This is a genomic window from Cronobacter dublinensis subsp. dublinensis LMG 23823, from assembly GCF_001277235.1.
Classification (GTDB): domain Bacteria; phylum Pseudomonadota; class Gammaproteobacteria; order Enterobacterales; family Enterobacteriaceae; genus Cronobacter; species Cronobacter dublinensis.
In genome coordinates, this window is record NZ_CP012266.1 from 4,203,974 (window position 1) to 4,223,686 (window position 19,713).

Annotated in this window: 20 protein-coding genes; 17 read left to right on the forward strand and 3 right to left on the reverse strand. The window is 61.5% G+C overall.

Annotated features, from left to right (window positions below):
• Nucleotides 1-7: 7 nt before the first annotated feature.
• Genes AFK67_RS19525 through acpT form a run of 14 tightly spaced genes read left to right on the forward strand, consistent with a single transcriptional unit; the run spans nt 8 to nt 12,387 of the window.
• Nucleotides 8-259, forward strand: coding sequence for an acyl carrier protein (locus AFK67_RS19525; RefSeq protein ID WP_007730652.1), 252 nt, complete (start codon nt 8-10; stop codon nt 257-259).
• Between the two features lie 6 nt (nt 260-265).
• Complete coding sequence (locus tag AFK67_RS19530) at nt 266-853, forward strand: COG4648 family protein (protein WP_007730653.1); 588 nt, start codon at nt 266-268, stop codon at nt 851-853.
• Nucleotides 850-2,214, forward strand: coding sequence for a class I adenylate-forming enzyme family protein (locus AFK67_RS19535; RefSeq protein WP_007730654.1), 1,365 nt, complete (start codon nt 850-852; stop codon nt 2,212-2,214). The genes AFK67_RS19530 and AFK67_RS19535 overlap by 4 nt, the downstream gene beginning before the upstream one ends.
• Nucleotides 2,201-2,554, forward strand: coding sequence for an ApeI family dehydratase (locus tag AFK67_RS19540; RefSeq protein WP_007730655.1), 354 nt, complete (start codon nt 2,201-2,203; stop codon nt 2,552-2,554). Before AFK67_RS19535 ends, AFK67_RS19540 begins: the two co-directional genes overlap by 14 nt.
• On the forward strand, nt 2,545-4,266 hold the full coding sequence (locus AFK67_RS19545) for a glycosyltransferase family 2 protein (RefSeq protein ID WP_038884666.1): 1,722 nt from the start codon (nt 2,545-2,547) through the stop codon (nt 4,264-4,266). Before AFK67_RS19540 ends, AFK67_RS19545 begins: the two co-directional genes overlap by 10 nt.
• A 1-nt stretch (nt 4,267) precedes the next feature.
• Nucleotides 4,268-4,690, forward strand: coding sequence for an acyl-CoA thioesterase (locus tag AFK67_RS19550; RefSeq protein WP_007730658.1), 423 nt, complete (start codon nt 4,268-4,270; stop codon nt 4,688-4,690).
• On the forward strand, nt 4,687-5,289 hold the full coding sequence (locus AFK67_RS19555; protein WP_007730659.1) for an outer membrane lipoprotein carrier protein LolA: 603 nt from the start codon (nt 4,687-4,689) through the stop codon (nt 5,287-5,289). The genes AFK67_RS19550 and AFK67_RS19555 overlap by 4 nt, the downstream gene beginning before the upstream one ends.
• Nucleotides 5,261-7,588, forward strand: a complete 2,328-nt coding sequence (locus AFK67_RS19560; protein WP_007730661.1) for an MMPL family transporter — start codon at nt 5,261-5,263, stop codon at nt 7,586-7,588. Before AFK67_RS19555 ends, AFK67_RS19560 begins: the two co-directional genes overlap by 29 nt.
• Nucleotides 7,585-8,169 carry a DUF3261 domain-containing protein gene (locus AFK67_RS19565; protein ID WP_007730663.1) on the forward strand — a complete coding sequence of 195 codons (585 nt, stop codon included), beginning with the start codon at nt 7,585-7,587 and terminating at the stop codon, nt 8,167-8,169. The genes AFK67_RS19560 and AFK67_RS19565 overlap by 4 nt, the downstream gene beginning before the upstream one ends.
• 1 nt (nt 8,170) lies before the next feature.
• On the forward strand, nt 8,171-9,340 hold the full coding sequence (locus tag AFK67_RS19570; RefSeq protein WP_007730664.1) for a beta-ketoacyl-[acyl-carrier-protein] synthase family protein: 1,170 nt from the start codon (nt 8,171-8,173) through the stop codon (nt 9,338-9,340).
• A complete protein-coding gene (locus AFK67_RS19575; RefSeq protein ID WP_007730665.1) occupies nt 9,337-9,813 on the forward strand; it encodes a hotdog family protein in 477 nt (158 codons plus the stop codon). Before AFK67_RS19570 ends, AFK67_RS19575 begins: the two co-directional genes overlap by 4 nt.
• Nucleotides 9,810-10,541, forward strand: coding sequence for a 3-ketoacyl-ACP reductase FabG2 (locus AFK67_RS19580; protein ID WP_007730666.1), 732 nt, complete (start codon nt 9,810-9,812; stop codon nt 10,539-10,541). Before AFK67_RS19575 ends, AFK67_RS19580 begins: the two co-directional genes overlap by 4 nt.
• Complete coding sequence (locus AFK67_RS19585; protein ID WP_007730667.1) at nt 10,538-11,767, forward strand: beta-ketoacyl-ACP synthase; 1,230 nt, start codon at nt 10,538-10,540, stop codon at nt 11,765-11,767. The genes AFK67_RS19580 and AFK67_RS19585 overlap by 4 nt, the downstream gene beginning before the upstream one ends.
• 2 nt (nt 11,768-11,769) lie before the next feature.
• On the forward strand, nt 11,770-12,387 hold the full coding sequence (gene acpT / locus AFK67_RS19590; protein ID WP_007730669.1) for a 4'-phosphopantetheinyl transferase AcpT: 618 nt from the start codon (nt 11,770-11,772) through the stop codon (nt 12,385-12,387).
• Nucleotides 12,388-12,391: 4 nt separating this feature from the next.
• On the opposite strand, the gene AFK67_RS19595 is transcribed toward acpT, so the two are convergent.
• Nucleotides 12,392-12,898, reverse strand: coding sequence for an NlpC/P60 family protein (locus tag AFK67_RS19595; protein WP_038884671.1), 507 nt, complete (start codon nt 12,896-12,898; stop codon nt 12,392-12,394).
• A 304-nt stretch (nt 12,899-13,202) separates the two neighbouring features.
• On the opposite strand from AFK67_RS19595, the gene AFK67_RS19600 reads away from it, so the two are divergent.
• On the forward strand, nt 13,203-14,630 hold the full coding sequence (locus AFK67_RS19600) for a glutamine synthetase family protein (RefSeq protein WP_032967608.1): 1,428 nt from the start codon (nt 13,203-13,205) through the stop codon (nt 14,628-14,630).
• A 21-nt stretch (nt 14,631-14,651) separates the two neighbouring features.
• A complete protein-coding gene (locus AFK67_RS22350) occupies nt 14,652-16,049 on the forward strand; it encodes an alpha,alpha-trehalose-phosphate synthase (UDP-forming) (RefSeq protein WP_007730684.1) in 1,398 nt (465 codons plus the stop codon).
• A gap of 6 nt (nt 16,050-16,055) precedes the next feature.
• Here the strand turns inward: AFK67_RS22350 and AFK67_RS19610 are convergent, their stop codons facing one another.
• Complete coding sequence (locus AFK67_RS19610) at nt 16,056-17,246, reverse strand: BaiN/RdsA family NAD(P)/FAD-dependent oxidoreductase (RefSeq protein WP_038884674.1); 1,191 nt, start codon at nt 17,244-17,246, stop codon at nt 16,056-16,058.
• 229 nt (nt 17,247-17,475) lie between these two features.
• Between AFK67_RS19610 and pitA the strand changes: the two genes are divergently transcribed.
• A complete protein-coding gene (gene pitA, locus AFK67_RS19615; RefSeq protein WP_007730687.1) occupies nt 17,476-18,978 on the forward strand; it encodes an inorganic phosphate transporter PitA in 1,503 nt (500 codons plus the stop codon).
• 49 nt (nt 18,979-19,027) lie between these two features.
• Here the strand turns inward: pitA and uspB are convergent, their stop codons facing one another.
• Nucleotides 19,028-19,363: a universal stress protein UspB gene (gene uspB, locus AFK67_RS19620; protein WP_007730689.1), complete on the reverse strand. Its 336-nt coding sequence runs from the start codon at nt 19,361-19,363 to the stop codon at nt 19,028-19,030.
• Nucleotides 19,364-19,713 lie beyond the last annotated feature (350 nt).

Here is a 19,713-nt window from a genome sequence, read left to right on the forward strand (position 1 = left end):
GTTTGTTATGGTTGATCAACACGCTATTTATCAGGAAGTTTCCGGACTTCTCGTCAAATTATTCGAAATCGATCCTGAGGACATCACGCCGCAGGCGCGGCTGTATGAAGATCTGGAGCTGGACAGCATTGATGCCGTCGATATGGTTGTGCATCTGCAAAAAAAGACCGGCAAGAAAATTAAGCCCGAGACGTTTAAATCCGTACGCACCGTTCAGGACGTAGTGGACGCAGTCGAGCGTCTGCTTAGCGAAGAATAAGCGCAAATGGCTGAGATCCTGACCGTGCTGCGTCGCTGTAGCGCGCCGCTTTCCGTGGCGCTCATGGTGGCCTGGCCTTTTGTTATCCTGCTCGGCATCAGGCTGAACATGATGGGCTGGATGATCCCCGTACTGGCGCTGCTGCTGCTGGCGCGGCTGTATCAGGCCCGCCGGATGACAGGCCCCGGCCGCGTGATGTCGACAGGTGTCGCGCTTGCGGGTATCACGCTCTGTCTTGCCAGCGCGGCGCTGAAACAACAGGATGTGCTGCTGTGGTATCCGGTGGCCGTGAATACCGTGATGCTGGCGCTCTTTGGCAGCTCGCTCTGGCGCGGCATGCCGCTCGTTGAGCGTCTCGCGCGGCTGCGTGAGCCCGATCTGCCCGCGCCCGCCGTCCGGTATACCCGCAAAGTGACGCAAATCTGGAGCCTCTTTTTTATCGTCAACGGCACCGTCGCCGCCGCGACCTGCCTCTCTGGCGATACGTCGCTCTGGACACTCTGGAACGGCGCCATCGCCTACGTGCTCATGGGCCTTCTGATGGCGGGCGAATGGCTGGTGCGCCGCCGGGTGATTCAGCGGAGCGCGATATGACCCCTTCTACGTTACCTGTCGCGCAGTGGCTGAGCGCGCCGCGGCCTGACGACACGGTTATCGCCTGGTCATGCAGCCGCGAATGGACGCTCGGGCAGCTGCGCGTTGATGTCTCGCGCTGGACGCAGACGCTTCTGGCGCAGCCCGGCGAGCGCTGGGCGCTCTGCTTTGAAGACAGCTATCTGTTCATTACCGCGCTGCTGGCTGCGCTGCATGCCGGCAAAGTGCCGGTAATTCCAGGCCATAGCCGTATTGCGGTTTTACAGGAGCAGCAAGGGCTATTCGACGGCGTCCTGAGCGATCACACGATGAACTGGGGCGGCCCGACGCTGGTGGTCGCCTGCGCTCAACCGGGCGATGCGCCGTGCCAGACGCCGCCCGCGATAGCGCCGGACAGCTATGTCGAGCTGTTTACGTCCGGCTCAACCGGTCAGCCACGGCGGGTGCGTAAACCCGTTGCGTGCCTGGATAAAGAAGCCTCGCTGCTGGCGTCACGCTTCGCCTCGCGCCTCAAAGGGTGCCGCGTGGCGGCGTCGGTCGTGCCGCAGCACCTCTATGGCCTGTCGTTTCGCATCATGCTACCGATGGCGTTGGGGCTGCCGCTTCACACGGCCATGCTCTATTACGCCGAACAGCTTGCCGCGCTACCGCCCGGACACACCTACGCCTTTATCAGCAGCCCGGCCTTTCTTAAACGCCTGGATAACCAGCTCGCCGCGCCGTCACTGGCGTTAATTATCTCCGCAGGCGGCATGCTGCCCTGGCAGGATGTGCAGCAGACGATTGCCTGGACCGGCATTACGCCAGATGAAATTTATGGCAGTACGGAAACCGGCGTGCTCGCCTGGCGTTACCGCGATCTGGACGATAAGCCCTGGCAGCCTTTCCCCGGCGTCGTACTCACGCCGGAGCAGGACCGCTGGCGTGCGCGCTCTGCCATCATCCCCGAACAGGAAGGGTTGTTGCTTGATGATGCGCTGCGCGTGCTGGAAGACGGCCGGTTCCAGCTCGCAGGCCGCCAGGGGCGCGTCGTGAAGATCGAAGAAAAACGGATTTCCTTAAGCGATATCGAGCGCCGGATGCTCGCCATTAAAGGCATACGGGATGTCGCTGCGCTGCCGGTCACACGCGGCGGACGCCAGGGCGTCGGCGTGCTGGTCGTGCTCGACCACGACGGCGCGCCTCAGCAACTGCAAAGCGCGGGCACACCGCTTGCGCTGTCATGGCGTCGCGCCCTGCTGCCGTGGCTTGAGCCCGTCGCCATTCCCCGCTACTGGCGCATCGTGGATGAAATTCCGGTGAACAGTATGAACAAGCGTGTCTATGCGCAATTAGAGGAACTTTTTCATGACCCCTCATGAGATCCAACGCCATCAGCCCTCTTCGCATCAGGCTGAGATCGTGTTGCGCCTTGATCCCACGCTGTTTTGGTTTAAAGGGCATTTTCCCGTTCAGCCATTGCTGCCAGGCGTCGCGCAGCTCGACTGGGTGATGCACTACGCTCAGGCTATCCTGGCGCCCGACTACCGCTTCCAGGGCATTCAGAACGTGAAATTCCAGGCGCCGCTGCTGCCGGGCTGCGATGTTCTGCTCACGCTCGACTGGAACGAGGCGCGTAACGTACTCTCCTTCAGCTACCACCGGCTGGCGGGCGAAACGCGCGTGTTGTCGAGCAGCGGGAAAATCAAGCTATGTCGCTAGAGACCGCCGCCTTTCAGCCCTGCGTGGTTATCCCGTGCTACAACCACGGCAGCCTGATAGAAAACGTTCTGGTCCGCCTGGCGCCCTTCGCCCTGCCCTGTTTCATCATTGACGACGGCAGCGACGCGCCGACGCGCGCCACGCTGGACGCGCTGGTCCAGCGCTATCCCTCGCTGACGCTGGTGCGGTTGCCCCGTAATGCGGGGAAAGGCGTGGCGGTCATCGAAGGGCTTCGCCATGTGGCGGCGCAGGGCTATACCCACGCAGTGCAGGTCGATGCCGACGGGCAACATGCGGTGGAGGATATTCCCGCCTTTTTAGCGCTCGCGCGCCAGCACCCCGACGCGCTTATCTCCGGTCATCCTGTTTATGATGATTCTATGCCGCGCGCGCGGCGTTACGGACGCTGGATAACGCATGTCTGGGTCTGGATTGAAACGCTGTCGCTGTCGTTAAAAGACAGCATGTGCGGGTTTCGCGTTTACCCGGTCGCAGCGACGCTCGCCCAGGCGCAGCGCCATATGCCCGGCAAACGGATGGATTTCGATACCGAAATCATGGTGCGCCTCTACTGGCAGGGCCATCCCAGCTATTTTATCCCCACCCGCGTCACCTATCCGCACGACGGCATTTCGCATTTCGACGCGCTGCGGGACAACTGCCGTATCTCCTGGATGCATACCCGACTCTTTTTCGGCATGCTGCCGCGCGCGCCGGGCCTGTTATGGCGTCGACGCCAGCAGCACTGGGCGCGCCAGCAGGAGAGAAAAGGCCTGCTGGGGATGCGCATCATGATAGCCGTGTGGCGTCTTCTGGGACGCCGGGCGTTTAGCGCGCTGCTGCGCCCGGTGATAGCCGTCTACTGGCTAACCGCCACAGAAGCGCGCCAGGCCTCGCGCCAGTGGATCTCGCGCGTGCGGCACACCCTCGCGCTGCGCCAGCAGCCCTTACCGGAACGGCTCAGCAGCTATCGCCACTTTTTACGCTTCGGCGAAACCATGCTCGATAAAGTGGCGAGCTGGCGCGGCGAGTTCCGCCCTGGCCATGAAGTGATTATCTCGCCAGAAGCGCAGGCCGCCATCGCTGCGCGACCGCAACAGGGCCGGCTCCTGCTGGCCTCTCATCTCGGCGATGTCGAAGCCTGCCGGGCGCTGGCTGAACGTCACGGCGATATCGTCATTAACGCGCTGGTGTTCAGTGAAAATGCGCAGCGCTTTAAACAAATTATGGAAGAGGCGGCTCCCGACGCGGGCGTCAACCTGATCCCAGTGACGGATATCGGCCCCGATACCGCCATGCTGCTGAAGGACAAACTCGATCGCGGCGAGTGGGTGGCGATCGTCGGCGATCGTATCGCGGTCAATCCTCAGCGCGGCGGCCAGTGGCGCGTTATCTGGAGCATGTTTATGGGCCAGCCTGCGCCCTTCCCGCAGGGGCCGTTTATTCTCGCCGCCGCCTTACGCTGCCCGGTGGATGTCGTCTTCGCGCTCCATCTGCGCAAAAAGCTGCATCTGTTTCTTGAGCCGTTCGCGAACCCGCTGACGCTCCCGCGCGGACAGCGTCAGCAGGCGCTGCAGGACGCCGTCGATCGCTATGCCGCACGGCTGGAGTACTACGCGCTCCAGTCACCGCTTGAATGGTTCAACTTTTACGATTTCTGGCGCCTGCCCGACGCAACGGTCGCGACAGACGAACGGAACGAGGAGTCTTAAGGTGTTAAACGATCCCCGCTTCACTGCGGAAGTTCAACTCGCCATCCCTTTTCATGACGTCGACTCGATGGGCGTCGTCTGGCATGGCAACTATTTTCGCTATTTCGAGATAGCCCGCGAGGCGCTGCTTAACCAGTTCAACTACGGATACCGGCAAATGAAGGCCTCCGGCTACGTGTGGCCGGTGGTCGACACGCGCGTGAAATACCGCGACGCCCTGACGTTTGAGCAACATATCCGGGTGCGCGCCACGATCGAAGAATATGAAAACCGGCTACGCATCGGTTACACGATTTTCGATGCGCAAACCGGTAAACGCACCACGACGGGCTACACCATTCAGGTCGCTGTTGAAGAGCAGAGCCGGGAAATGTGTTTTGTCAGTCCGGCCATTCTCTTTGAACGCATGGGAATTACAGTATGAAATTCTGGGCCTTGTTATTACTGCTCTGCGGGCCTGTTGCCAGCGCGGTAACGCTTGATGAACTCCAGCAGCGCTTTACGCAACAGCCGGTCGTGCGTGCGCATTTCGAACAGACCCGCACCATTAAAGATATGCCGCAACCGCTGCGCTCGCGGGGAGAGATGATTATTGCGCGCGACAAAGGCCTGCTCTGGCGTCAGACGCAGCCGTTTCCCATGACCCTGCTGCTTGACGACACGCGGATGGCGCAGCAAATCAATGACCAGCCGCCGCAGGTCGTGACGGCGCAAAACAACCCGCAGATGTTCCAGTTTAATCACTTGCTCCGCGCGCTGTTCCAGGCGGACCGCAAGGTGCTTGAGCAAAACTTTCGCATCGACTTTCAGGACAACGGTCAGGGCCGCTGGCGTCTGGCGCTGACGCCGGTCACCACGCCGCTGGATAAAATCTTCGCCTCGATAGAACTCCAGGGCCGCGACTATCTGGAAACCATCAACCTGTCTGATAAACAAGGCGACCAGACCGACATCGTCTTTAGCCAGCACCATCTTGAGCCTGCGACCCTGACCGATGAAGAACGTCAACGCTTTGCTTTCTGAGTATCCACGGCGGTTCGCGCTGGCGTGGCTTGGCGTGTGCCTGCTGCTTGCGGCGACGCTGTGCGCGCAGTTGCCTCACGCACGCATTAACAGCAGCGTGCTGGCCCTGCTGCCGCAGCAAACGCTCGGCGACATTCCGCCTGCGCTGCATGACGGCTTTATGCAGCGTCTCGATCGCCAGGTCGTCTGGATGGTTAGCAGCGGAAAAACCGCCGATCCGCAGGTCGCGCAGCGCTGGCTGGAGACGCTGCGCGGCTTCTCGTTTCTGCGCGACGTGAAAGGCCCGATGGACGCGCATCAGCAGCAGGCGTGGGGCGCGTTTTACTTTGAACATCGCAACGGCAATCTCGATGCGCAAACGCGCCGCCGTCTGGAAAACGGCGGTGAGAACCAGGCGCAGTGGATCCTGTCACAGGTCTACTCGGCGTTTTCCGGCGTCAGCGGCAAAGAGCTGCGCAACGATCCGCTGATGCTGGTGCGCGGCGCGCAAATGGCGCTGGCGCAAAACGCCAGTCGTCTGCGTCTGATGCAGGGATGGCTGACCGCGCAGGACGACAGGGGTAATTACTGGTATTTACTGCACGGCGAACTGGCCGGTTCCTCCTTCGATATGACCCGGACGCATGAAATGGTCGTGGCGTTAAACGCCGCCGGGCAGGCGCTGAAGGCGCAGTTTCCGAACGCCCAGGTGATGTCGCGCGGCACGGCGTTTTACAGCGACTACGCCAGCCAGCAGGCGAAGCAGGATGTCTCGACGTTAGGTCTTGCCACGATCCTCGGCGTGATTGCGCTTATCGTGGTGACCTTCCGTTCGCTGCGTCCGCTGCTGCTGTGCCTGCTTTCTGTCGGCACCGGCGCGCTGGCGGGCTGCGCGGTCACGCTGCTGGTGTTCGGCGAATTGCACCTGATGACGCTGGTGATGAGCGTCAGCGTTATCGGTATTTCTGCCGACTATACGCTCTACTACCTGACCGAGCGCATGATCCACGGTCAGGAAGCCTCGCCCCAGCAAAGTATGGCCAAAGTAGGCAAAACGCTGTTGCAGGCGTTGTTGACCACCGTCGCGGCGTATCTGGTGATGATGCTCGCGCCGTTTCCTGGCATTCGGCAGATGGCGCTGTTCGCCGCCATCGGGCTGAGCGCCTCCGGGCTGACCGTGATCTTCTGGCATCCGCTCTTGTGTCGCGGCCTGCCCGTGCGCCCGGCGCCGGCGCTCTCGCTGCTGCTGCCCGCGCTCGCCGCCTGGCGGCGCAATAAGCGTCTGATTATCGGGCTGCCGGTGTGCATCGCGCTGGTGTCCGCCGCAGGCATCGCCACGCTGCGTGTGAATGACGATATTGCGCAACTCCAGGCATTACCGCCCGATTTACTGGCGCAGGAAAAAGCGATCGCCGCCATGACCGGCCAGGGCAGCGATCAGAAATGGTTCGTGGTCTACGGGCAGACGCCGCAGGAGACGCTGGAGCGTATGGAAGCCTTCGCGCCGCGCCTTGAGACCGCGCGCGAACAGGGCTGGCTGGCGCGTTATCGCCTGATCCCGCTGAACTCGCAAGCCCGCCAGCAGCGTGATGTCGCGCTGATTCAGGCGGCGGCGCCGACCATCACTGCGCGTCTGACGCAGGCTGGTATTCCGGTCGCGTCCATCAATAGCGCCCCGATGCCCGTCACGCTGGAAAACTGGCTGGCGAGCCCGGCCAGCGAAGGATGGCGGCTGATGTGGCTGACGCTGCCCGATGGTACCAGCGGCGCGCTGGTCCCGGTCGATGGCGTGCGCGACAGCGCAGCGTTAGGCGACATCGCCGCACGCCAGCCTGGCGTCGCCTGGGTGGACAGAAAGGCGTCCTTTGACGCGCTGTTTTCCCTTTATCGCCATGTGCTGACGGGCCTGTTAGGGGTGGCGCTTATCATTATCGCCATCGGCGCGGTGATGCGTCTCGGGTTGCGTAAGGGGCTGATAAGCCTGGTGCCGTCTCTGCTTTCGCTGGCCGCAGGCCTGGCCGCGCTCGCCTTTACCGGACAACCGCTGAATATCTTTTCCCTGCTGGCCCTCGTGCTCGTACTCGGCATCGGTATTAACTACACGCTCTTTTTCAGCAATCCGCGCGGTACGCCGCTGACGTCACTGGTGGCCATCACGCTTGCGATGATAACGACCCTGCTGACGCTCGGCATGCTGGTTTTCAGCGCCACACAGGCGATCAGTGGTTTCGGCACCGTACTGTGCTGCGGCATTTTCGTCGCCTTTTTACTCTCTCCTCTGGCCATGCCGGAACGTCGCAAAACGAGAAAATCACGATGAGAAACTCTCTCTGGCATGCGGGCCTGCTGCTCGCGCTCACGCTGTCGGTTGGCTGTACGTCGCATACCCACGGGCAGAACGATCCGCATCCGCAGGCCTGGCTCAAACCTGGCGTGCGCGTAACGCTGCCACCGCCGGGGATTACGCCTGCGGTGAACAGCCAACAATTGCTGACCGGCGAATTCAACGGGCAAAAGCAGTCACTGCTGGTGATGCTGAACGCCGATCGCGAAAAAATCACGCTGGCGGGGCTCTCGTCGGTGGGTATCCGGCTGTTTCTCGCAACCTACGACAGCCGCGGCATTCATACGGAGCAGTCCATCGTCGTCCCGCAGCTGCCGCCCGCAAGCCAGGTGCTGGCCGATATCATGCTCAGCCACTGGCCGGTTGACGCCTGGCGGGCGCATTTACCGGCAGGCTGGACGCTGACAGACCATCTCGATCGCCGCGAACTGCGCGACAGCGACGGCAAGCTGGTCACGCGGATCACCTATCTGGAGCGCGGGGCGTTGCGCCAGCCCATCAGCATTGAGCAGGCGGTGTTCCACTACCACATCACGATTCAATATCTGGACGACTGAGATGATTTACGTTTCCGCCATGGGGATGGTCAGCGCGCTCGGCACCACGCTTGATGATACCGCCGCCAGCCTGCAAAGCGGCGTCGTGCCGGGCATGAAGCTGCGCAGCGGCTGGTTGCAACAGGGGCAGGACGCCATGCTGGGCGGCGTTGAAGGCCCGCTCCCGGCGATCCCGGACGCCTTCCGGGCGCACCGTTCCCGAAATAATCAGCTCCTGCTGGCCGCCCTTGCGCAAATACAGCCGCAGGTTGATGCCGCCATTGCGCAGTATGGCCGCGATCGGGTGGCCGTGGTGCTGGGCACCAGCACGTCGGGCCTTGATGAAAGCGACCGGCACCTCGAAGCGCACTTTAATAACGACGACGCGACCGACTGGCACTACTACCAGCAGGAGTTAGGCGATCCTTCGCGTTTTCTTGCCGCGTGGCTGCAATTACAGGGCCCGGCCTTCACGCTGTCGACCGCCTGCTCCTCCAGCGCCAGGGCGGTTATCAGCGGGAAACGCCTGATTGAAGCGGGCCTTGCGGATGTCGCGATTGTCGGCGGGGCCGACACGTTAAGCCGGATGCCGGTCAATGGTTTTGACAGCCTTGAGTCGTTCTCCTCTCGCCTGTGCGAGCCCTTTGGTCGCGACCGTTGCGGCATTACCATCGGCGAAGGAGCCGGGCTAATGCTGCTGACCTCGCAGCCGCAGGCCATCGCGCTGCTCGGTACGGGCGAGTCCAGCGACGCGTACCATATTTCTGCGCCGCATCCGGAAGGCGAAGGCGCTATCCGGGCTATTACACAGGCGCTGCGCGAAGCGAGCCTTGCGCCGGAAGATATCGGTTATATCAACCTGCACGGCACCGCCACCCCGCTTAACGATAAAATCGAGTCGCAGGTGGTGCATACGCTGTTTGGCAATCGCGTGCCGTGCAGTTCCACCAAACACCTCACCGGACATACGCTCGGCGCGGCCGGGATTTGCGAAGCGATTATCAGCGCGCTCATTCTTGCACGCGCGCTGCCCCTGCCTGCGCAAGATTTTGCGCGTTATTCGCCCGATGAAACCCTGCCGGATTGCGGCATTCTGCACGCCCCGACGCCGCTGCGTCGGCCTTACGTGCTTTCTAATTCATTCGCTTTTGGCGGCAACAATACCAGCCTGTTATTCGGGAGGATGTCGTGACCCCTTATCTGGCGCCTGGCGCTTATTTACCGCATGAAACCCCGATGCTGCTTCTGGAAAGCGTCCTGACGATAAGCGACAACAGCGCGCGGTGTCGCGTCACCGTGTCGCCGCAGGGCGTGCTGGCACCGTTTCTGACCGCCGAAGGCGACCTTCCCGCCTGGTACGCGATGGAGCTGATGGCGCAGACAGTGGGCGTCTGGTCCGGCTGGCACCGCACGACGCGCGGTGAGCCGGGCATCGCGCTCGGCATGATTTTGGGCGTGCGCGACCTGCAATGTCAGCACAGCGTTTTTGCGCGCGGCAGCGTGCTGGACATCGACGTGACCCTGCTGTTGCAGGATGAAAAATTCGGCAGTTTCGACGCCGTTCTCCACGCCGACGGGGCGAGCCTCGCCCGTGGACGCATTAATACCTTTCAGCCGGATAACGCCGAGCTGAATCAGCTTTTTTCTCAGGGAGCCTCTACATGAGTCGATCAGTTCTGGTTACCGGAGCCAGCAAAGGCATTGGCCGGGCGATTGCTCGTCAGCTGGCTGCCGACGGTTTTACCGTCGGGGTACATTATCATCGCGACGAAAACGGCGCGCAGGAGACGCTACGCGCCATCACCGACGCCGGCGGCACGGGGCGTCTGCTCTGTTTCGACGTCAGCCAGCGTGACGCGTGCCGTGCCACGCTTGAAGCCGATATTGAACGCCACGGCGCCTGGTATGGCCTCGTCAGTAACGCGGGCATCACCCGGGACGGCGCGTTTCCGGCGCTCAGCGACGATGACTGGGACGCGGTTATCCATACCAATCTCGACAGTTTTTATAACGTGGTGCAGCCCTGCATTATGCCGATGATCGCCGCCCGTCAGGGGGGAAGGATTGTGACGGTCTCTTCCGTCTCCGGGATCATGGGCAATCGCGGGCAGGTTAACTACAGCGCGGCCAAAGCGGGCATTATCGGCGCGACGAAAGCGCTGGCGATCGAGCTTGCGAAGCGCAAAATCACCGTCAACTGCATCGCGCCTGGCCTGATTGACACCGGCATGATTGACATGGAAGAAGCGGCCTTAAAAGAAGCGATGAGCATTATCCCGATGAAACGCATGGGCCAGGCCGACGAAGTCGCGGGCCTCGCCAGCTATCTGATGTCCGATATCGCGGGCTACGTTACCCGCCAGGTCATCTCCATCAACGGGGGAATGCTATGATGCGCCGCGTTGTTATTACCGGAATGGCGGGCGTCACAGCCTTTGGTGAGACCTGGCAGGCGGTGGCCGCGCGTCTGAAAGCGGGCGAAAACGCCGTGCGCAAAATGCCGGAATGGCAGGTCTACGACGGGCTGCATACCCTGCTGGGCGCGCCCGTCGATGATTTCGTGACGCCGGATCACTACACCCGTAAACGCATCCGCTCGATGGGCAGAGTGTCGCTGATGTCTACCCGCGCGACGGAGCTGGCGCTGGAGATGGCGGGCCTTATCGACGACCCCGTGCTGACCAGCGGCGAAACGGGCATCGCCTACGGCTCATCGACCGGCAGCACCGGCCCGGTGAGCGAATTCGCGACTATGCTGACGGAGAAACACACCAACAATATTACCGGCACCACGTATGTCCAGATGATGCCGCACACCACCGCCGTGAATACCGGGCTTTTCTTCGGGCTGAAAGGACGCGTGATCCCCACCTCCAGCGCCTGTACCTCCGGCAGCCAGGCCATCGGTTACGCCTGGGAGGCTATCCGCCACGGTTATCAGACTGTCATGGTGGCGGGCGGCGCAGAAGAGTTATGCCCTTCCGAAGCGGCGGTCTTCGACACCCTCTTCGCCACCAGCCAGCGCAACGAGGCCCCGAAAACCACGCCCGCGCCGTTCGATAAAGACCGCGACGGCCTGGTCATTGGCGAAGGCGCCGGAACGTTAATTCTGGAAGAGCTGGAGCACGCGAAAGCGCGCGGCGCCACTATTTACGGGGAGATCGTCAGCTTTTACACCAACTGCGACGCCGCGCATATTACGCAGCCGCAGCGCGAAACGATGCAGATTTGCATTGAACGTGCGTTATCGATGGCGGCGCTTACGCCACAGGACATCGGGTATATCTGCGCTCACGGCACCGCCACCGACCGGGGCGATATCGCCGAAACGCAGGCCACCGCCGCTGTATTCGGCGAGCACACGCCAATTTCTTCGCTGAAAAGCTATTTCGGCCACACGCTTGGCGCGTGCGGCGCGCTGGAGGCGTGGATGAGCCTCGAAATGATGCGTGAAGGCGCGTTCGCGCCGACGCTTAACCTGCGTCAGCCGGATGACCAGTGCGGCGCGCTCGATTACATCATGCATGCGCCGCGCGCTATCGACTGCGAATTTATTCAGACGAACAACTTCGCGTTTGGCGGTATTAACACCTCGCTGGTGTTGCGTCGCTGGCCTTAACCGTGCTGCGTGTCGTTATCGGCGAGACCGCCTCGCTGTGCTCGCCGCAGGCGGCGGCGCGCTGGCTTTCGCCCGCATTGCTGGCGCAACAACCGACGGGCCCGCGTCAGGCGAGCTGGCTTGCCGGGCGCATTATGCTGGCCTGGGCTATCGGTACGCCTGCCCTGCCGCCGCTTGGGGAAAACCAGAACGGTAAGCCCTGTTTAGCGCACGATTCTGGGCTGGCCTTTAATCTCAGCCATAGTGACGGCGTGGTGGCGCTGGCATTAAGTGACGCCGGCGAGGTGGGCTGTGATATTGAAAGGATCCGGGCGCGCCGACGCGTGCAGCCCCTCGCGCAGGCGATTTTCAGCGACGAGGAGCAGGCAATGCTGTCTGCGCTGCCCGCTGAAGCCAGGCTGCCCGCGTTCTGGCAGTGCTGGACCCGGCGCGAGGCGCTTATCAAGCAACGCGCAGGCACCGTCTGGGAACTCCTGCAGACGCCGCAAAGCGTCACGGCGTCTGACACCGTTTTTATCAGCGACTGTCGCTGGCGGGATCTGCACATCGCCGTTTGCGCATCCGCGCCGTATGCCCCTCTTGAGCGGCATCTGGAATACCTGACGCCCACCTCGCTGTAGACGGTCACACCACGCGGCGCGCGGCGAGATAACGGACGCGCCAGTAGCGGTTGCTCAGGCTGGAAATGGTCACGCCTTTCTCTTTCGAGGCGTGGATAAACTGGTCGTCGCCGATATACACGCCCACATGGCGCTGGCGCGGGCCGGTGTTGAAAAACACCAGATCGCCCGGCTGCAGCGCCGTTTTTCTTACCGCTCTGCCCTCCCTGATCTGCGCCTGCGTGGTGCGCGGCAGCGCGACGCTCGCCGATTCGGCAAACAGGTGCTGCATCAGCGCCGAGCAGTCGACGCCGCGGCGGGTCGTGCCGCCTAAGTGATAGCGGGTGCCTTTCCAGCTGCCGTAGCGGCTTAGCAGCGCGCTTTTCAGCCGCGGCGGCGGCGCATCGTGATGAAAGTGGTATGAGACATCCGTGTTTGTGCCCTGGTCATGCCAGGCGTTCGGTAGCGCCGCGCTGAACGCCGGCGCAGAGAGCAAAGCGGCAAAAGAAAAAATCATCAATAAAAAACGCATCGTGGTCACTAACGTTGTGTGTTGCTGTTCCCTACCCGGCAGGAAACCCGCTCCTGATGGGCTTCCTGTTACGGGGCGCAACGTTAACGACTGGCGATAAATTAGACTATCGACTCTCACTACATTCGCTTGTTACTCCACTTTCATTGCCCGCCGCACGGCGCGCATAAGCCCTTCATCCGCCAGCGCATAAACGCCTTTTTTACGCGCCAGGCCCTTCTTTTTATGGGATTTTTACACCGACGCCCCCCTGAAAACGCTAGCCTTTGACCATCGCCCGAGCGGCTCTGAAGAAGCGTAACCTATGTTTTCCTTTGCTCTTACTCCCTGGTTCAAACCCCGCAGCCCGAGCCTCTCCTCCGGCCGCGTCTCATCCACGCAGGAACCGATCATGTTCTCCACGTTGCTGAATACCTGGATGCTGGCGGGTACGCCTGACGGCGTCGGCGTACCGTTTCGCCAGGAGGCCGAGGCGTATTTGCGGGACTACCCGCACACCCGCCACGTCGATATTTACCTGCACGATCTCAACGGCTGCCGTCGCGGTAAGCGCGTCAGCGTGGAGAGCCTGCGCGCGCTGGCGCAGGGCTGCTATTTCCCGCAGTCCGTCTATGAAATGGATAACGAAGGACAGGTGATTGCGGGCGCCGCGGCGCAACGCGAGCCTGACCGGCTCTGCCTGCCGGTCAGCGGCACGCTGCGCCCGTGCGCGGGCGATCCTGAGCATCACGCCCAGCTGCTGCTCTCCATGCAAAGCCCGGACGGCGCAGGCTGCCCGCTGGAGCCGCGCGTGGTGCTGGAGCGGCTGCTGGCGACGTTTCACGCCCGTGGTTTGTACCCGGTCATGGCGCCGGAAGTGGAGTTCTATTTGCAGGCCGCAGACGGCGCCGCGCCGACATCGCGCTGTTTTGATGTCGACATGCCCGGGCGCGACAACGCGCTGCTGGAGGCGATGGAAACCGAAGCCCGCCGTCAGGGCCTGCCGCTGTGCGGCATCGTCGCGGAGGCCGAGGCGGGCCAGTTTGAGCTGAATTTTCGCCACAGCAGTCGCGTGGTGGCGCTCTGCGATAGGGTACTGGCGGCCCGACGGCTGGTGCATCAGGTGGCGGAAAAACAGGGCTACTACGCCAGCTTTATGGCCAAGCCCCGGTCGGCGCTCGCGGGCAGCGGCCTGCACTTTCATATCAGCCTGAACGACGCGCAGGGCAATAATCTGTTCGCAAGCGAAGAGGGCCAGCCGAACGTCATGATGCGCCGCAGCCTGAGCGGCCTGCTGGCGCTGATGCCGGCAAGCGTCGCGCTGGTGACGCCCGGCGCTAACGCCTTCCGGCGGCTGCGCAAGAGCCTGAACGAACCGCTGTTCTCCTCCTGGGGCTATAACGACCGCTCGGCGGCGCTGCGTCTGCCGTGCGCCGATGCCGCGAGTCAGCGCATCGAATATCGGCTCGCGAGCGCGGACGCCAACCCGTATCTCGTGGCGGCGGCGGTGCTGGCGGGCGTGCTCTATGGGCTCGATCACCCGCTTACGCTGCCGCAGGCCGGCTCAGTGGCCGGTCTGCCCGCCCTGCCGCTGTTCTGGCCGGACGCGCTGGCGCGTTTTCAGGAGGCCGACTGGCTGCGCAAACAACTGGGCGCGCCGTTCAGCGACGCCTGGATCGCCTGCAAGCGTCAGGAGCTGGCCCGGTTCGAAAGTGAAGTCACCGACGCGGAAAAACGCGCGCATCGTCATTAATCACGCAAAAAGAGGTGAGTCATGTCTCGCTTAGTCATGATATCCAGCCGCTGCGGCGTACCGCACGGCGCCGACGCGCAGGCGGAAGCCCTGCACGACATTATGCGCCAGCGCGGCGGCCTGTGGATGGGCTGGAGCGGCGCTATCGGCCTCGCGGGCGCGCCGCGCCAGGTCAGCGTGCGGGACACCGCCGGTTATACGCGCCAGCGCTGGTCGATGTCGCCCACGGAGTACGCCGACTACTATCACGGCTATGTGCACCAGGCGTTGTGGCCGGTGTTTCATAACCGGCCCGATCTCGCCACCCACCCGAAGCGCGCGTTTTGCGCCTATAAAGCCTGGAACGAGGCGGTGGCGGAGATGGCGACGGATGAGATCTGCCCGGATGACGTGGTCTGGGTGCAGGATTACCATCTCATTCCTCTCGGGCGCTGCCTGAAGGAGGCAGGTCTGCTGAACCCGTGCGGCTTCTTTTTGCATCAGCCGTTTCCGCCAGGCGACGTCTTCAGAACGCTGCCGGAGCATGACTGGCTGATGCGCTCGCTCTTTTTCTACGATCTGATTGGCTTTCAGTCGGGCAGCGATGTGAACAACTTTTTGCTCTGCGTCATGCGCCACTACCGCACGGAGCGGCTCTCCGCCACCACGCTTCGCGTTAACGGCCATATCATTAACGTCGGCGTCTTTCCCTGCGGCGTGGCGACGGCGCGCCCGGCCCGCCACGCGCCGCTGACCGGCAAATATCCGCGCCAGCTTATCGTCAGCGACGATGTGATAAACGACATCAGCGGCATTCATTACCGCATCGACGCCATGCGCAGCCTGCTGAATAACCATCCGCACTATCTGCGCGACGTGACGCTGCTGCAAATGAGCGATCCGGCCAAAGAGTACCCGCATTTTTCACCGCGGCTGGAGCAGCAGCTGGCGCGCTTTTGCAGCGAGGTAAACGGCGCTTTCGGCGATCTCAGCTGGTTTCCGGTTAATTATCTGCATAACGACGCGCTGAACCGCCGCGCCGTCGCCGGGATTTACGGCCGCGCCAGAGTGGGACTGTTTACGCCGCTGTCAGAAGGCGTGAGCCTGAGCGCTAAAGCGTATGTGCTGGCGCAGGACCCGGCCGATCCGGGCGTGCTGATCCTCTCCCAGTTCACCGGCACGGCAGAGCAGCTTAAAGGCGCGATCATCGTGAACCCGTATGACGCGCACGAGCTTAGCGAGGCGCTGCACTCGGCGCTCGCCATGCCGCTTGCGGAGCGCAGACAGCGACATGCCGCGCTGCTGATGCAGGTGCGCCAGTATGATAGTCAGTGGTGGGCGGGCGCGTTTCTCGACGCGCTGGAGGGCGAGCCTGGCGCGGGCGCGTCACATCGGCTGACGCGCCAGTACGGCATTTTCACGCCGCAGAATCTCTACTGAAGGGCGTTATTCGGCGAGCGCCTGGGCGCAGGCCCAGGCGGAGCTCCAGGCCCACTGGAAGTTATAGCCGCCAAGCCAGCCGGTCACATCCACTACTTCGCCGATAAAATAGAGCCCCGGCACGTTGCGCGCCTCCATCGTGCGGGAGGAGAGCGCATGCGTATCCACCCCGCCGAGCGTGACTTCCGCGGTGCGGTAGCCTTCGGTGCCGTTGGGCTGGACGCGCCAGCCGTGCAGCGTCTCCAGCAGCTCCTGCTGCTGGCGGCTGTTGAGCTGTTTCAGCGTGACGTCCGGCAGTTGTCCGAGGCTTTGCAGGCACTCCACCAGCCGCTTTGGCAGCAGCATCGCGAGCGTGTTTTTCAGGCTCTGGTTCGGGTGCGCGGCGCGCTGTTCGTCGATAAACGCGCCCGCGTCGACATCCGGCAGCAGGTTGACCGCCACCCACTCGCCCGGTTGCCAGTAGCTGGAGATCTGCAAAATCGCCGGGCCGGAGAGCCCGCGATGGGTAAAAAGGATGCTTTCGCGAAACACCGTGCCGTCGTCGGCAGTGACCACGGTGGGCACCGAGACGCCGGAGAGCGTCTGGATCTGTTCAAGCAACGGCTTATGCAGCGTAAACGGCACCAGGCCCGCGCGGGTCGGCAGCACGTTCAGGCCAAACTGCTCCGCGACTTTATAGCCGAACGGCGTCGCGCCGAGGCCGGGCATCGACAGGCCGCCGCTCGCGATAACCAGCTTCGGCGTTTGTACCGCGCCGCCGTTAAGCGTCAGGGTATAGCCGTTCTCGTCGCGCGCGATGCCCAGCACTTCGCTGCGCAGCCGCACGGTGACGCCGCCTTTCTCGCACTCCGCCATCAGCATCGTGACAATCTGTTCCGCCGAGTCGTCGCAGAAAAGCTGTCCGAGCGTTTTCTCATGCCAGGTGATGCCGTGCTTGCCCACCAGATCGATAAAATCCCACTGGGTGTAGCGCGCCAGTGCCGATTTGCAGAAGTGCGGGTTGGCGCTGAGGTAGGCCGAAGGCTCAACGTAAAGGTTGGTGAAATTGCAGCGTCCGCCGCCGGACATCAGGATTTTACGCCCCGGTTTTTTGCCGTTATCCAGCACTAACACCCGGCGCCCTGCCTGTCCTGCCAGCGCTGCGCAGAATAATCCTGCCGCGCCCGCCCCTACGATGATGGCATCAAACTGTTCCACAACCCTTCCTCATTGCCGTTAAGGCCGCGAATTGTAAAGTTTCCGCTCTGGTCGCACCAGACAAAACCCTGTTACAAATTCTAATAAATTGAATTTAAAAGGTAATCTCTTTAGTGAAATTGACATTAGGACGACACCGATTAAAAAAAGTCTATATTTCACTTTGCCCATGCCGCCGTTGTCTTAGATAATGCGCCGCGTTCATGTCCTCAAAATGGCGTAACGTCCTATGCTACATTTGTTTGCCGGGCTTGATTTACACACTGGCCTGTTACTATTGCTTGCTCTGGGATTTGTACTGTTTTATGAAGCTATTAACGGCTTCCATGATACGGCAAACGCAGTCGCAACGGTTATCTATACACGCGCTATGCGATCGCAACTTGCGGTGGCTATGGCGGCTCTCTTTAACTTCCTCGGTGTTCTGCTTGGCGGCTTAAGCGTAGCTTATGCGATTGTGCATATGCTGCCGACCGATCTGCTGCTGAACGTGGGCTCCGCTCATGGCCTGGCGATGGTGTTCTCCATGCTGCTGGCCGCTATCATCTGGAACCTCGGCACCTGGTATCTTGGCTTGCCGGCGTCCAGCTCCCATACGCTGATTGGCGCTATCATCGGGATTGGCCTGACCAACGCCCTGATGACCGGCACCTCCGTGGTGGATGCGCTGAACATCCCGAAAGTGCTCAACATTTTCGGTTCGCTTATCGTATCTCCGATTGTCGGCCTGGTATTCGCAGGCGGGCTGGTGTTTTTGCTGCGTCGCTACTGGAGCGGCACCAAAAAACGCGCTCGTATCCACCTGACGCCAGCCGAGCGTGAAAAGAAAGACGGCAAGAAAAAGCCGCCGTTCTGGACCCGCATTGCGCTGATCCTGTCGGCTATCGGCGTGAGTTTTTCTCACGGCGCGAACGACGGCCAGAAAGGCATCGGCCTGATTATGCTGGTGCTGATCGGCGTGGCCCCTGCGGGCTTCGTGGTGAATATGAATGCCTCCGGCTATGACATCACCCGCACCCGCGACGCGGTCAACAACGTGGAAACGTATTTCCAGCAGCATCCGGCCGCGCTGCGTCAGGTCGCGGGCGTTGACCCGGTTATCCCGACCCCGGAGCAGGTGAACCCGACGGGCAACACGAAAGAGTTCCACTGCGACGCCAGCCGCGCCGTTCTGGCGCTGGATCGCGCGAAAGCCATGCTGAACAACATCGACAGCTACGACAAGCTGAGCGTGGATCAGCGCAGCCAGCTGCGCCGCATTATGCTGTGCATCTCTGATACCACCGATAAAGTGGCGAAGCTGAAAGAGACCAGCGCGGGAGATCAGCGTCTGTTGAAAAACCTGAAGGCGGATATGCTCAGCACCATCGAGTATGCCCCGGTCTGGATAATCATGGCCGTCGCGCTGGCGCTTGGCGTGGGGACGATGATCGGCTGGCGCCGTGTGGCAACCACCATCGGCGAGAAGATCGGTAAGAAAGGTATGACCTACGCGCAGGGCATGTCGGCGCAGATGACAGCAGCCGTTTCTATCGGCATCGCGAGCTATACCGGTATGCCGGTGTCCACGACGCACGTGCTGTCGTCGTCGGTCGCGGGCACGATGCTGGTCGATGGCGGCGGTCTGCAACGCAAAACCGTCACCAGCATCCTGATGGCATGGGTGTTCACCCTGCCAGCGTCCATCGCGCTCTCAGGCGTGCTGTACTGGATAGCGCTGCGTTTCGTGTAAGCGAATTCGCGGGGCGTGAAAAAGCGGGTCAGGCAGCTGACCCGCTTTTTTAATGGCAAATCATCAGCCCAATCAGGCTGATAATCACTAACCCGCAAAGTGAACTGGTGAGAATAAACTGGCGGCGCACGCGTTCGCAGCGGCGAATAAACTCGTCGTCATGATGATCGAGATAACGCTGCCAGTAGATATACCAGACAAGGCGAATCTGTTTGCTGGGCTGACCATGCGCGGTAAAAAAGCCGCCGCCGTCCACATACTGATAAAGCAGCGGATCGCACCCACGGAGCACCACTAAAAGCGCGCGTAATGATGAGAAATAACGCGCCATATTAATAACGCAAACCAAAAACAAAGCCCAAAACAGCGCGACGGTGCTGATCATACCTTCCCCCCGACGACTCGCCTGGAAAGCAATGGCTCTCCAATACCTGAAAGACTGTTCTGTGAAAGCGTGCATGCGTGAAAGTCGATCAGGTTCACATTTATTCACCCGAGCGGCTTTTTTAATAGTGTAGGAGATCCGGTAATTTTTTTACCACATCGTTAATCCTTATCAACGCTCGCGGACATATTTTTAGCTTGAATGTATGCGACCCCGGCGGATTGACGGATGTACCGGGGCGCTATAAGGTAAAATTAGCTTTAGCGCTAAGTCTTTACGCTGGAATGAGTTCCCGCGATTGTGGTACGCAGGACGCGGGCACGGGGATGACGTCGCAGGCAGCAATCCGT